The organism is Saccharomonospora iraqiensis subsp. paurometabolica YIM 90007 (genome assembly GCF_000231035.2).
Lineage (GTDB): Bacteria > Actinomycetota > Actinomycetes > Mycobacteriales > Pseudonocardiaceae > Saccharomonospora > Saccharomonospora paurometabolica.
This window is the reverse complement of the sequence record NZ_KI912261.1, coordinates 52,070-64,660: the sequence shown is the minus strand read 5'-3', so window position 1 is coordinate 64,660 and position 12,591 is coordinate 52,070. Positions and strand designations below refer to the sequence as shown.

Sequence of the window (12,591 nt, the reverse complement as noted above, 5' to 3'; positions counted from 1 at the left end):
CGGAATGGCCACGGGCCGGGACCGCCCGTACTACTCCGGAAAACACAAAAGACACGGCGTGAACGTGCAGGTCCTCGCCGACCCGGCCGGGCGGTTGATCTGGGCCTCGCCCGCCCTGCCCGGCGCCCGGCACGACATGGGCGCGGCCCGCGAGCACGGCCTCATCGAGGCCCTGACCACCGCCGGGATCCGGGTCGTCGCCGACAGCGCCTACCGCGGCGCGGGCGTCAACGTCGACCTCCCGCACCGCCGCCGACCACGCGACAACAACACCGACCACCGGCCCCGCCTCTCGACGAACCAGAAAGCCGTCAACACCGCACACGCCCGACTACGCGGCCCCGGCGAACGCGCCAACGCCCAACTCAAAAGCTGGAAAGCCCTCCGCCGGATCCGAGCATGCCCACACCACGCGACCCAGCTCATCAACGCCATACAGACCCTCATCCACGCAAGCTGAACCCAAGTGGAAAAGGCTCAATGCTACAGCGGCGACATCATGGATTCCGGCTCGACTGTCGAGGAGGACGACATCGGGTGCTCTGCTTCTTTCCGCCACAGCCGACTCGCACGCCGATATCGCGGAATGAATGCGGTCGGCAAAACTTCGTGGTCCGTCCTCCTGAGAGGGAGGTAGATCAGTGTAGATTCGATTCAATTTTGCCAGGTAGTCATAGCCATCGCGGGGGCGGCCCGCCGCGGGGGCCACCCATACCTCACCGTTGGCGAACGGTTCGATTTGCATGCTCCGACAGACGAGGTCGAGTCCGTCCGAATTGCCCACAGCGTCTTCGACCAAGTGATCCACAATACCGTGTGCGCAGAGATCCTCGTCCAGCTGGGCCAGCGCTCCTATTCCTGGCGACTCGAGGTCCAAGTCGACGACGAGAACGCACCGTCCCTCTTCTGCGAGGTGTTTTGCGAGCATAAAAAGAGCCGTTGACCGACCCACTCCGCCTTTGAAGCCATAGAGAGTGACCCTGGGGTTTTCCCATCGTCGAGACGATGAGCGCGTCCAATCAGTGCCGACGATACGATTCTCAAGAACCGCAAGCTGCCCCTGACGGGGAGTCCGGGGTCGTTCTATCACCAGATCCGGTGAGTCTTGTATCTGGTCCGGAGCGAACAAATCATGCGCGTGCCGTACAGGTGTAGGGGATACGAACGGGCCGGCACGGTCGATAAGCTGACGACTGAAATCGGGGGCCGGTGCGTCGGAGTTGGCGGGGGAGTCAAGAACCAGGGCGACGCGACCGAGTATGTCGCGGATGAGGACGACGTCGTAACCGTCATCGGATGCGGCCTCCGCTACGGTCCGAGCGCCGGACCAAGCGTCGTCGAAGCGGATCGTCATGGCAACACCCCGCTAATCTTCGCCTGTTCGTAGTGTTGCAGCACTGATCGGGCATGGTGTACGTGCCACGATGCACGTGCCGTGTCGATGTGTTGCCCTGCGCTGTATCGTTCGCTCACGTGCCACGTCTGGAACGGGTTCTCCCCACTCAGCAGAAGTGTGAGGTGGGCAGCTCGGCGACCCTGGACCGTGGCGGCGAGATCGGACCACACGTCGGGGAGATGTCCATAGGATTGACCGCGTGCCGGAGCGTTCGGGTGAGTGGGCTTTCCCGTGCGAGTGTCGAGCGTGCCACCGAGCAGGTCAATCACGATGGCTTGAGTCCGCATTCCGCCGCGAGCCCCGCCAAGTGGTCCGCGTTGGGTAGCCGTCCCGAGTCGAGAAGGTCGGTTGCGTCGCTGAGGTGGCGCTTTGCTGCCTCAGCGAAATCTGCATGATGATTCGCGGCCACGGCGCTCAGGCTACCGGGCCAACTCGGTTCCCCCTACACGACGTGCCGATATGTGCGCGGGGGGTCCCGCTCCATGGAGAGAAACGGGACCCCTCCACACGTCACTTCACGAACTAGACGCGCTTGAACAGCAGCGCCCGCTTGACCTCCTGGATGGCCTTGGTGACCTGGATGCCGCGCGGGCAGGCGTCGGTGCAGTTGAAGGTCGTGCGGCAGCGCCACACGCCCTCGGTGTCGTTGAGGATGTCCAGCCGCTCCTCGGCGCCCTCGTCCCGGGAGTCGAAGATGAACCGGTGCGCGTTCACGATCGCCGCGGGCCCGAAGTAGGACCCGTCGGCCCAGTACACCGGGCACGACGAGGTGCACGCCGCGCACAGGATGCACTTGGTGGTGTCGTCGAAGCGGTCCCGGTCGGCCTGCGACTGGATCCGCTCCCGGGTCGGCTCGTTGCCGTAGGCGATGAGGTAGGGCTGGACCGCGCGGTAGGCCTCGAAGAACGGCTCCATGTCGACATAGAGGTCCTTCATCGTCGGCAGTCCCTTGATCGGGGCCACCGTGACCGTGGTCTGCTTGCCCTCCTTCGCCAGCAAATCCTTGACCAGCACCTTGCACGCGAGCCGGTTGATGCCGTTGATCTGCATCGCGTCCGAACCGCAAATGCCGTGCGCGCAGGACCGGCGGAACGCCAGGGTGCCGTCCACGTAGTTCTTGATGTTGAACAGCAGGTTGAGCACCCGGTCGGTGGGCAGCGCCGGGACGTCGTAGGACTCCCAGTGCGGCTCGTCGTCGATCTCGGGGTTGTACCGGAGGAGCTTCACCGTGATGGTGACCGAACCCTCCGGCGCGGGGATCTGGGAGGTGTCGTGCGCGGCTTCGGAAACCGTGGCAGTCATGTCAGTACTTCCGCTCCATCGGTTCGTACCTGGTGAAGGTCACCGGCTTGTAGTCGAGCCTGAGGTCGGCCTGGAACCCGGTCAGCCCGAGCGGGGCGTCCGGGTCCGGGCCGTTCGCGGCCTCCGGAACCAGCTTGTACGACATCGAGTGCCGCATGAAGTTGGTGTCGTCGCGGTCCGGGTAGTCCTCGCGGGCGTGCCCGCCGCGGGACTCCTTGCGGGCCAGTGCCGCGTTCACCAGCATCTCGGCGAGGTCGAGCAGGAACCCGAGCTCGACGGCCTCCAACAGGTCGGTGTTGTAGCGCTTGCCCTTGTCCATCACGGCGATGCGGCCGTAACGCGACTTCAGCGCCTGGACGTCGTGCAGCGCCTGCTTGAGGGTGTCCTCCGTCCGGTACACCGCCGCGTTGGTGTCCATCGTGCGCTGGAGCTCGTTGCGGATGTCGACCACCCGCTCGCCGCCGGTGGCGGTGCGCAGGTGGTTGACCATCCCCTCGACGAGCTCGCCCGGGTTCTCCGGCATCTCGACGAATTCCCGGCCGTTGGCGTACTCGGCGGCGGCGACGCCCGCCCGGCGGCCGAACACGTTGATGTCCAGCAGCGAGTTGGTGCCGAGCCGGTTGGCGCCGTGCACGGACACGCAGGCCGCCTCGCCCGCGGCGTAGAGGCCGGGGACCACGGTGTCGTTGTCCCGCAGCGCCTCGCCGTGCACGTTGGTCGGGATACCGCCCATCGCGTAGTGCGCCGTCGGGTAGACGGGCACCGGTTCGTGCACCGGGTCGACACCCAGGTAGGTCCGGGCGAACTCGGTGATGTCCGGCAGCTTGGTCTCCAGCACCTCCTCGCCGAGGTGGGTGCAGTCGAGGAAGACGTAGTCCTTCTCCGGGCCGGCGCCGCGGCCCTCCAGCACCTCCAGCACCATCGAGCGGGCGACGATGTCGCGCGGCGCGAGGTCCTTGATGGTCGGGGCGTAGCGTTCCATGAACCGCTCGCCCGACTCGTTGCGCAGGATGGCGCCCTCGCCGCGGGCACCCTCGGTGAGCAGGATGCCCAGCCCCGCCAGGCCGGTCGGGTGGAACTGGTAGAACTCCATGTCCTCCAGCGGCAACCCCTTGCGGGCGTAGATGCCCATGCCGTCGCCGGTCAGGGTGTGCGCGTTCGACGTGGTCTTGAAGACCTTGCCGAAGCCGCCGGTGGCGAACACGATCGACTTCGCCTGGAAGACGTGGATCTCCCCGGTCGCCAGCTCGTACGCGATCGCGGCCGTGGCCACCGGACCGTCGGCGGTCTCGGTCATGGCCACGTCGAGGACGTAGAACTCGTTGAAGAACTCGATGCCGTGCTTGACGCAGTTCTGGTACAGCGTCTGCAGGATCATGTGCCCGGTGCGGTCGGCCGCGTAGCAGGACCGGCGCACCGCGGCCTTGCCGTGGTCCCGGGTGTGCCCGCCGAAGCGCCGCTGGTCGATCCGGCCTTCCGGGGTCCGGTTGAACGGCAGGCCCATCTTCTCCAGGTCGAGCACGGCGTCGATGGCCTCCTTGGCCATCACCTCGGCCGCGTCCTGGTCGGTGAGGTAGTCACCGCCCTTGACCGTGTCGAAGGTGTGCCACTCCCAGTTGTCCTCCTCGACGTTGGCCAGGGCCGCGCACATGCCGCCCTGCGCCGCGCCGGTGTGCGAGCGGGTGGGGTAGAGCTTGGTGAGCACCGCGGTGCGGGAGCGCTGACCGGCCTCGATCGCGGCGCGCATCCCCGCGCCGCCCGCCCCGACGATCACCACGTCGTACTTGTGAAACTGCATGTCGTCGTCGCTTTCGCGTGGGTGTCAGTCGGTGGCCGCGATGTTCGGGTCGAACGTGAAGATCACCAGCGTGCCGAGCACGAGGATGACCGCCATCGACGTGTAGAGCAGCATCTTCAGCCAGAAGCGGGTGGCGTCCCGCCGCGCGTAGTCGTCGATGATCGTGCGCAGGCCGTTGCCGCCGTGCAGCTGCGCCAGCCACAGCATCGACAGGTCCCAGAACTGCCAGAACGGCGACGCCCAGCGGCCCGCCACGAACGCGAAGTTGATCCGGTGCACGCCGCCGTCGAGGATGTTCATGATGAACAGGTGCCCCAGCACCAGCACCACGAGCGCCAGGCCGGAGATGCGCATGAACAGCCAGCTGTAGAGCTCGAAGTTGCTCCGCCGGGCCGCGGGCCTGCGCGGGGAGCGCGGCGTGTCGAGAGTGAGTGCCTCAGCCATCAGTTGCCGCCTCCGGAGAACAGTTCGCTCACGGTGCGCTCGAGCATGAAGTAGGTGCCGGGGATCATCACGACGACCCAGACGCCGATCAGCGACCACAGCATGCCGCGCTGATACCGGGCTCCCTTGGACCAGAAGTCCACGAGGATCACCCGGATGCCGTTGAGCGCGTGGTAGAGCACCGCGCCGACGAGGGCGACCTCGAGCAGGTTGACGAACGGGGTCTTGTAGGTCTCGATGACCTCGTCGTAGGCGTTCGGGGAGACCCGGACGAGGGCGGTGTCGAGCACGTGGACGAACAGGAAGAAGAATGTGAGCACGCCGGTGATGCGGTGCAGCACCCAGGACCACATGCCCGGGTCGCCGCGGTAGAACGTACCGCTCCGACGTGAGGCGCCTGCCCGATCACTCGCACCCACCTCGCCGGCGGTGCTCGCGCTCATGACCGCACTCCTTCCGTCTGCGCTCCTCCCGTGCGGAGCCGCGGTCGATGCTCGACAGTCGTCGCGCGGAGTGTGCTGGACATCGGTTGTACGGCCTCCAACGTCACTGATGGACTGTGCCCGGCGTACCTGCGGCTTCGCCGAGGTCGCAAGCCGTCGAGCGTGGATACGACTGGATGCTAGACCCGCCGAGTTCCCCGCGGTCCACCTCGGGTTGGCGTCTGTGACAGACCAGACACGAATTTCACCGCGCGCGTGGCACGGGTCTCGCCCCCGGTGGTGCGCCACCTCTTGACCGGCAGGAGTGAACACGGAACGTGTCGGGATGGTCGCGCTTCCCGCTGGCGAGTGAACATTTCTGTTACGCGAAGTGGATGCCGGATGTTCCCCGAGGTGACTCGACGGTACGGTTCCCGAATCGCTCGGCGGGTGCGTCGGGCGCTTCTTCAGTGGTGTCCGCTCGACAGCGGCGGGAAGGGAGACACACCGTGCTTCGTCAGCGTGGTGCAGCGCCGGTGGCCATCGCCATGGCCGGCGCGTTGGTCCTGGCCGGGTGCGCCAAGGACTCCGGGGACACCGGGGCCGGTGCGGCCGACGACGGTTCTTCGGGCGGCGAGTGCGTGACCGCGCAGGCGCCCCCGCGTGCCGACTCCACCGGCAGGCAGAGCGAGGTCCCCACGGACGTCGACGCCTCCGACCTCAGCGTGGGGCTGGCCTACGACGTCGGTGGTCGGGGCGACGCGTCGTTCAACGACGCCGCCGCGGCGGGGACCGACCGCGCGAAGGAGGAACTGGGCGTGCCCGAGGTGGCCGAGAGCACGGCGGTGGCCACCGAGGACGAGTCCGCCAAGGCGCAGCGGCTGCGGCAGCTCGCGGATCAGGGCAACGACCCGATCATCGCGGTCGGCTACGCCTATGCGCCCGCGCTGGAGGAGGTGGCCCCGGACTACCCGGACACGGACTTCGCCATCGTCGACGACAACTCGGTCGAGGCGGCGAACGTGACCCCGCTGGTGTTCGCCGAGGAGCAGGGCTCGTTCCTGGTCGGGGTCGCCGCCGCGTACAAGAGCGAGAACTGCCACGTCGGGTTCATCGGCGGTGTGGACACCCCGCTGATCAACAAGTTCGAGGCGGGCTTCGTGCAGGGCGCGGAGGCGGTCTCCGACAAGATCACTGTGGAGACCGACTACCTCACCCCGGCCGGGGACATCTCCGGCTTCAACGACCCGGGCAAGGCCAACGTCGTGGCGAGCTCGCAGATCGACAAGGGTGCCGACGTGCTGTACCACGCGGCGGGTGCCTCCGGCGGCGGCATGTTCGAGGCCGCGCAGGCGGCCGGTGCGAAGGCCATCGGCGTGGACTCCGATCAGTACGAGCAGGACACCGTCGCCGACGTACGTGACGTGATCATGACGTCCATGCTCAAGCGGGTCGACGTCGCCGTGTTCGACTACATCGCCGCGGTCGCCGGGGACGACCTGGACTCGCTGCCCGAGCGGTTCGACCTGTCCGTCGACGGGGTCGGCTACTCCACCTCCGGCGGCATGGTCGACGACATCGTGCCGCAGCTGGAGGGCTACAAGCAGCAGATCGTCGACGGCGAGATCGAGGTGTCGGCCACCCCGCAGGGGTGAGCCCCGGCGCACCGGAGGCAGTCCGGCCGGGCCCGCACGACATGGGGTGACCCTCCCGCCGTGCCGGGCCCGGCCGGGTGAGCAGGTCGTCGCGTCGACCGACCGTGGCGCGACGCCCCCGTGGAGAGCTTGCGAGAGACGATGACCGAGACCCGAGAAGCGGTCGAACTCGACGGGATCACCAAACGGTTCCCCGGCGTGGTCGCCAACTCCGACGTGCATCTGAGCGTGCGCCGGGGTGAGGTGCACGCGCTCTGCGGCGAGAACGGCGCGGGCAAGTCCACCCTGATGAAGATCCTCTACGGCATGCAGCAGCCGGACGAGGGCACCGTCACGATCGACGGCGAGGTGGTGCGCCTGCGCGGGCCGCAGGACGCGATCCGGGCGGGCATCGGCATGGTGCACCAGCACTTCATGCTCGCCGACAACCTCACCGTGGCCGAGAACGTCCTGCTCGGGGCCGAGTCCCGGCACGGGATCGGCCGGACGGCCCGTGCCCGCGTCGTCGAACTCGCCGCGGGCGCCGGCCTGCGCGTCGATCCGGACACGCTGGTCGAACACCTCGGGGTCGCCGACCGGCAGCGTGTCGAGATCGTCAAGGTGCTCTACCGGGGCGCGGGCATCGTGATCCTGGACGAGCCCACGGCGGTGCTGGTGCCGCAGGAGGTCGACGCGCTGTTCGACACCGTCCGGCGGATGCGGGAGCGGGGCTACACCTTCCTGTTCATCTCGCACAAGCTCGACGAGGTGCGCCGGATCGCGGACCGGGTGACCGTGCTGCGCCGGGGCACCACCGTCGGCACCGTCGACGCCGCCACGGTGAGCACGACGGAACTGGCCGAGCTGATGGTCGGCTCCGAACTGCCGAGCCCGACGACCGGGGCGTCCACGGTCACCGACCGGCCGGTGCTGCGGGTCACCGGGCTGCGCCTGACCGGGGACGGCTCCGGGCGGGCCGCGCTGGACGACGTGTCCCTGACCGTGCACGCGGGTGAGGTGCTGGGCATCGCCGGCGTCGAGGGCAACGGGCAGACCGAGCTGGTCGAGACGGTCATGGGGATGCGACCGGCGTCGGCGGGGACCGTGGAACTGCGCGACGCCGACGGTCGCGTCCACGACCTCACCCGGTCCGGCACCCTCGCCCGGCGCGAGGCCGGCATCGGCTACATCCCCGAGGACCGCACCCGGCACGGGATCCTGGCGACCCGCCCGTTGTGGGTGAACCGCATCCTCGGGCACCAGACCCGGCCGCCGGTCTCCCGTGGACAGATCCTCGACCCCACCGCCGCCCGCGCCGACACCCGCCGCATCCTCGACGACTACGACGTGCGCGCCCCCGGTGTCGAGGTCGCCGCGGGCGCGCTGTCCGGGGGCAACCAACAGAAGCTCGTCGTCGGCCGGGAGCTGTCCGGCGACCCGGCGCTGCTGGTCGCGGCCCATCCCACCCGTGGGGTGGACGTCGGCGCGCAGGCCCTGATCTGGGACCGCATCCGCGCCGCGCGCCGCGCGGGACTGGCGGTGCTGCTGGTCTCGGCCGATCTGGACGAACTCATCGGCCTGTCCGACACGATCCGGGTGATGCTGCGCGGACGGCTGGTCGGTACCGCCGACCCGGCCACCGTCACCCCCACCGAGCTGGGCTCGGCGATGACCGGTGCGGGTGCGGACCCCGAGGCCGCGGACGCGGTGGGGGAGGAGATCGCATGAGTGCCTGGCGCACCGCACTGCTGCCGCCGGTGCTGGCGATCGCGTTCGCGGTCGTGCTGTCGTCGGTGGCGCTGGTCGTCTCCGGGGCCGACCCGCTGCACGCCTTCGGCACCATGGCCGCCCAGCTGGGCGAGGGCACGACGTCGGTGGACACCGTCAACCTGGCGACCGTGTACTACCTCGCCGGCCTGGCCGTGGCCGTCGGGTTCCAGATGAACCTGTTCAACATCGGCGTGGAGGGTCAGTACCGGTTCGCGGCCGTGGTGGCCGCGATCGTCGGGGCGGCGATGGAACTGCCTCCGGTGCTGCACGTGCTGGCGATCCTGGTGGTCGCCGTGCTCTCCGGCGCGCTGTACGCGCTGCTGCCGGCCCTCCTCAAGGTCACCCGCGGGGTGCACGAGGTCATCACGACGATCATGCTGAACTCGATCGTGTTCGGCCTCGTCGCCTGGCTGATCAACCCGGACAACTTCGGGCAGTTGCAGGGCAACAACGTCAGCACCCCGGAGATCGCCCCCACCGGTCGGATCCCCGGCATCCCGTTCGGCGAGGCGGGGACCGTCTTCGGCGCGGTGTTCGGCGCCGCGGCACTCGGCTTCGGCTACTGGTACCTGCTCAACCGCACGCGGTTCGGCTTCGAGCTGCGCGCCAGCGGCGAGTCGCCGAGCGCGGCGGCCGCGGGCGGCGTGGACGCCAAGCGGATGACCGTGACCGCGATGCTGCTGTCCGGTGCCGTCGCCGGGCTGATCGCGATGCCGGAGCTGCTCGGCCGCGACTACACCTACGCCATGACCGCCACCCAGGGGTACGGCTTCACCGGGATCGCGGTCGCGCTGCTCGGCCGTAACCACCCCGGCGGGATCGCACTCGGCGCGCTGCTGTGGGCGTTCTTGGACAAATCGGCGGTGTCGCTGGAGAGCATCGGCGTACCCCGGGAAATCGCCACGATCATGCAGGGCACGATCGTGCTCGCGGTCGTGGTGGCCTACGAGATCGTCCGCCGCGCCGAGCTGGCCGCGGAACAGCGCCGGGTGGGGCGCACCCTCCGCGAGGGCGGGCCCGCGAGCGTCCACGAGGGAGGTGCGGTGTGAGCACCACGGTCGACACCGGAGCGCCGGGTGCGGTGACGGAGCCGCCTTCCCGGCCGAAACGGACGGTGCCCGGCTGGGCCCGGGGTGCGTTGTGGGGCGTCGTCGCGGTGGCGATGCTGGCCACCACCTCGTACCTCACCGGCATCGACGCGCTGACCTCGGGCAACACCGCGCAGAACGCGCTGCGGCTGGCGCTGCCGATCCTGTGCGCGGCGCTCGGCGGACTGTGGGCCGAACGGTCCGGGATCATCAACATCGGCCTCGAGGGCATGATGATCCTCGGCACCTGGGGCGCCGCCTGGGGTGCCTACTACGGCGGTGTGTGGGCCGGACTGCTGGCGGCGATGGTGTTCGGCGCGCTCGGCGGACTGCTGCACGCGGTCGCGACGGTGACCTTCGGGGTGAACCACATCGTCTCCGGTGTGGCGATCAACCTGCTCGGCCTCGGGGTGGCGAAGTACCTGGCGAACCTGGTGTTCGAGCCGCTGTCCGGCAACCCCCGGCAGTCGCCCCCGGTGCCGAAGTTCGACACCTACTCGGCGACGTGGCTGGCCGATTGGCTGGGCGAGCTGGAGGCCGCCCGCCGGGTGGGCATCTCGGACGTGGCCGGTCTGCTGCGCGGCCTGGTCACCCAGGTCTCGCCGCTGGCGATGCTCGCGCTGCTGCTTGTGCCGGTGAGCTACCTGGTGCTGTGGCGGACCCGGTTCGGGTTGCGGCTGCGGTCGTGCGGGGAGAACCCGGTGGCCGCCGAGTCGCTCGGGGTCAACGTCTACCTGCACAAGTACGTCGCCCTGCTGATCTCCGGCGCGTTCGCGGGGATGGGTGGCGCGTCGCTGGTGCTGCTGCCCGGCGGGGCCGACTACTTGGAGAACCAGACCAACGGGCGCGGCTACATCGGCCTCGCGGCGATGATCTTCGGGAACTGGCGGCCCGGGGGGCTGCTGGGCGGTGCCGCCCTGTTCGGCTACTCGGACGGTCTGCAGCTCTCCGGTGGCGGCGAGGCCGTGCTGGCGCTGTGCTACGGCGTGGTGCTGCTGCTCGTCGTGCTCGCGGGGTGGCAGCTGTACCGCAGGCGGTGGGTCGCGGCCGGGCTCGCGGCGGCCGGTGCGGTGGCGCTGTATCTGCTGTACTGGACCAACGACGAGCTGCCCCGGGAACTGATCCCGTACACGCCGCACTTCGTGACGATCATCGTCCTGGCCGTGGCAGCGCAGCGGCTACGCGGCCCGCGGGCCCTGGCGATGCGGTACCGACGGGGGGAGGGCGATTAGGTCATGACCGCCTCCGACGGGCCGGAACCCGACGCGGGCACCGGCGTGGGCACCGACGCGGGCGTCGACATGGGCACCGGCGCGGGCGCCGACGTGGACACCGACGTGGGCGCCGACGTGGACTGGGACCGGCTGCGTGCCGCGGCGGTGTCCGCCGCGGCGGGGGCCTACGCCCCGTACTCCGGTCTCGCCGTCGGCTCCGCCGCGCTGACCGACGACGGGCGGGTGGTCACCGGCTGCAACGTGGAGAACGCCTCGTACGGCCTGGGACTGTGTGCCGAGGTGACGATGGTCGGCCAGCTCCGGCTCACCGGCGGGGGCCGGTTCGTCGCGGTGGCCTGCCGCTCCGGCGCCGGGGCACTGCTCATGCCGTGCGGCCGGTGCCGGCAGCTGCTCGTCGAGATGGGCGGTGGCTCCTGCCTGGTGGACACGCCCCGGGGTGTGCTGCCGATGAGCACCGTGCTGCCGGACGCGTTCGGCGCGGGGGACCTGCCGTCGTGAGCGCCGAACCGTTCGCCGCCGTCGACGTCATCCGCACCAAACGGGACGGACACCGGCTGAGTGATGCCCAGATCGACTGGGTGATCGACGCCTACACCCGTGGTGTGGTGGCCCCGGAACAGATGTCCGCGCTCGCCATGGCGATCCTGCTGCGGGGCATGGACCCCGTCGAGACGGCCCGGTTCACCGGGGCGATGCTCGGCTCGGGGGAGCGGCTGCGGCTGCGCACCGACCGGCCCACCGTGGACAAGCACTCCACCGGCGGGGTCGGCGACAAGATCACGCTCGCGCTGGCGCCGCTGGTGGCGGCGTGCGGTGCGGCGGTGCCGCAGATGTCCGGCCGCGGCCTCGGCCACACCGGCGGCACCCTGGACAAGCTGGAGTCGATCCCGGGCTGGCGGGCCGAGCTGCCGCTGGCCGGGATCGAGCGGCAGCTCGACGAGGTGGGCGCCGTGGTGTGCGCGGCGACGCCCGAGCTGGCCCCGGCCGACCGGGAGCTCTACGCGCTGCGCGACGTCACCGGCACCGTGGAGTCGGTGCCGCTGATCGCGAGCTCGATCATGAGCAAGAAGATCGCCGAGGGCGCGCGGAGCCTGGTGCTCGACGTCAAGGTCGGCTCGGGGGCGTTCATGAAGACCCCGGACGACGCGCGCGAGCTGGCCCGGACGCTGGTCGACATCGGTACCGCCCACGGCGTGGGCACCGGCGCGCTGCTGACCGCGATGGACGTGCCGCTGGGCTCGGCGGTGGGCAACGCGGTCGAGGTGGCCGAGGCCGTCGACGTCCTGCGCGGGGGCGGCCCCCCGGACGTCGTCGCGCTGACCCTGGCGCTGGCGCGGGAGATGCTCCGGCTGGCCGGGCTGGGCGAGGTCGACCCGGAACCCGTGCTGGCCTCCGGGCGGGCGTACGAGACGTGGTGCCGGATGATCCGGGCCCAGGGCGGCGACCCCGGGGCGCCGCTGCCGGAACCCGCGCACGTGCACGTCGTCACCGCGGAGGAGGCG

Annotated in this window: 11 protein-coding genes and 1 pseudogene; 7 read left to right on the top strand and 5 right to left on the bottom strand. The window is 69.8% G+C overall.

Features of this window, described 5'->3' with window-relative positions; genetic code table 11:
* A partial coding sequence (locus tag SACPADRAFT_RS29395; RefSeq protein WP_157577312.1) for a transposase family protein occupies positions 1–460 on the top strand: 460 nt, incomplete at its 5' end.
* Between the two features lie 27 nt (positions 461–487).
* Here the strand turns inward: SACPADRAFT_RS29395 and SACPADRAFT_RS34565 are convergent.
* The 5 genes and pseudogenes from SACPADRAFT_RS34565 to sdhC form a co-directional block, all read right to left on the bottom strand.
* Positions 488–1,354, bottom strand: a pseudogene (locus SACPADRAFT_RS34565) (ParA family protein); the annotation flags it as partial.
* A 564-nt stretch (positions 1,355–1,918) separates the two neighbouring features.
* On the bottom strand, positions 1,919–2,698 hold the full coding sequence (locus SACPADRAFT_RS0222920) for a succinate dehydrogenase iron-sulfur subunit (RefSeq protein WP_007024367.1): 780 nt from the start codon (positions 2,696–2,698) through the stop codon (positions 1,919–1,921).
* A gap of 1 nt (position 2,699) precedes the next feature.
* Positions 2,700–4,496, bottom strand: coding sequence for a succinate dehydrogenase flavoprotein subunit (gene sdhA, locus SACPADRAFT_RS0222915; protein WP_007024366.1), 1,797 nt, complete (start codon positions 4,494–4,496; stop codon positions 2,700–2,702).
* A gap of 24 nt (positions 4,497–4,520) precedes the next feature.
* Complete coding sequence (locus SACPADRAFT_RS0222910; protein WP_007024365.1) at positions 4,521–4,940, bottom strand: succinate dehydrogenase hydrophobic membrane anchor subunit; 420 nt, start codon at positions 4,938–4,940, stop codon at positions 4,521–4,523.
* A complete protein-coding gene (sdhC, locus tag SACPADRAFT_RS0222905; protein ID WP_007024364.1) occupies positions 4,940–5,383 on the bottom strand; it encodes a succinate dehydrogenase, cytochrome b556 subunit in 444 nt (147 codons plus the stop codon). Before sdhC ends, SACPADRAFT_RS0222910 begins: the two co-directional genes overlap by 1 nt.
* Positions 5,384–5,910: 527 nt before the next feature.
* Between sdhC and SACPADRAFT_RS0222900 the strand changes: the two genes are divergently transcribed.
* From SACPADRAFT_RS0222900 to SACPADRAFT_RS0222875, 6 genes are all read left to right on the top strand, one after another.
* Positions 5,911–7,017, top strand: coding sequence for a BMP family lipoprotein (locus SACPADRAFT_RS0222900; RefSeq protein WP_028662696.1), 1,107 nt, complete (start codon positions 5,911–5,913; stop codon positions 7,015–7,017).
* Between the two features lie 141 nt (positions 7,018–7,158).
* Positions 7,159–8,724, top strand: a complete 1,566-nt coding sequence (locus SACPADRAFT_RS0222895; protein ID WP_007024362.1) for an ABC transporter ATP-binding protein — start codon at positions 7,159–7,161, stop codon at positions 8,722–8,724.
* On the top strand, positions 8,721–9,815 hold the full coding sequence (locus SACPADRAFT_RS0222890) for an ABC transporter permease (RefSeq protein ID WP_007024361.1): 1,095 nt from the start codon (positions 8,721–8,723) through the stop codon (positions 9,813–9,815). Before SACPADRAFT_RS0222895 ends, SACPADRAFT_RS0222890 begins: the two co-directional genes overlap by 4 nt.
* The gene (locus tag SACPADRAFT_RS0222885; protein WP_007024360.1) at positions 9,812–11,086 is read left to right on the top strand and encodes an ABC transporter permease; all 1,275 of its coding nucleotides are present in this window, start codon (positions 9,812–9,814) and stop codon (positions 11,084–11,086) included. The genes SACPADRAFT_RS0222890 and SACPADRAFT_RS0222885 overlap by 4 nt, the downstream gene beginning before the upstream one ends.
* Before the next feature lie 69 nt (positions 11,087–11,155).
* Positions 11,156–11,587, top strand: a complete 432-nt coding sequence (locus tag SACPADRAFT_RS0222880; protein WP_084258584.1) for a cytidine deaminase — start codon at positions 11,156–11,158, stop codon at positions 11,585–11,587.
* Positions 11,584–12,591 (top strand): thymidine phosphorylase (locus tag SACPADRAFT_RS0222875; RefSeq protein WP_028662694.1); only part of this gene is annotated, 1,008 nt, incomplete at its 3' end. The genes SACPADRAFT_RS0222880 and SACPADRAFT_RS0222875, both read left to right, overlap by 4 nt.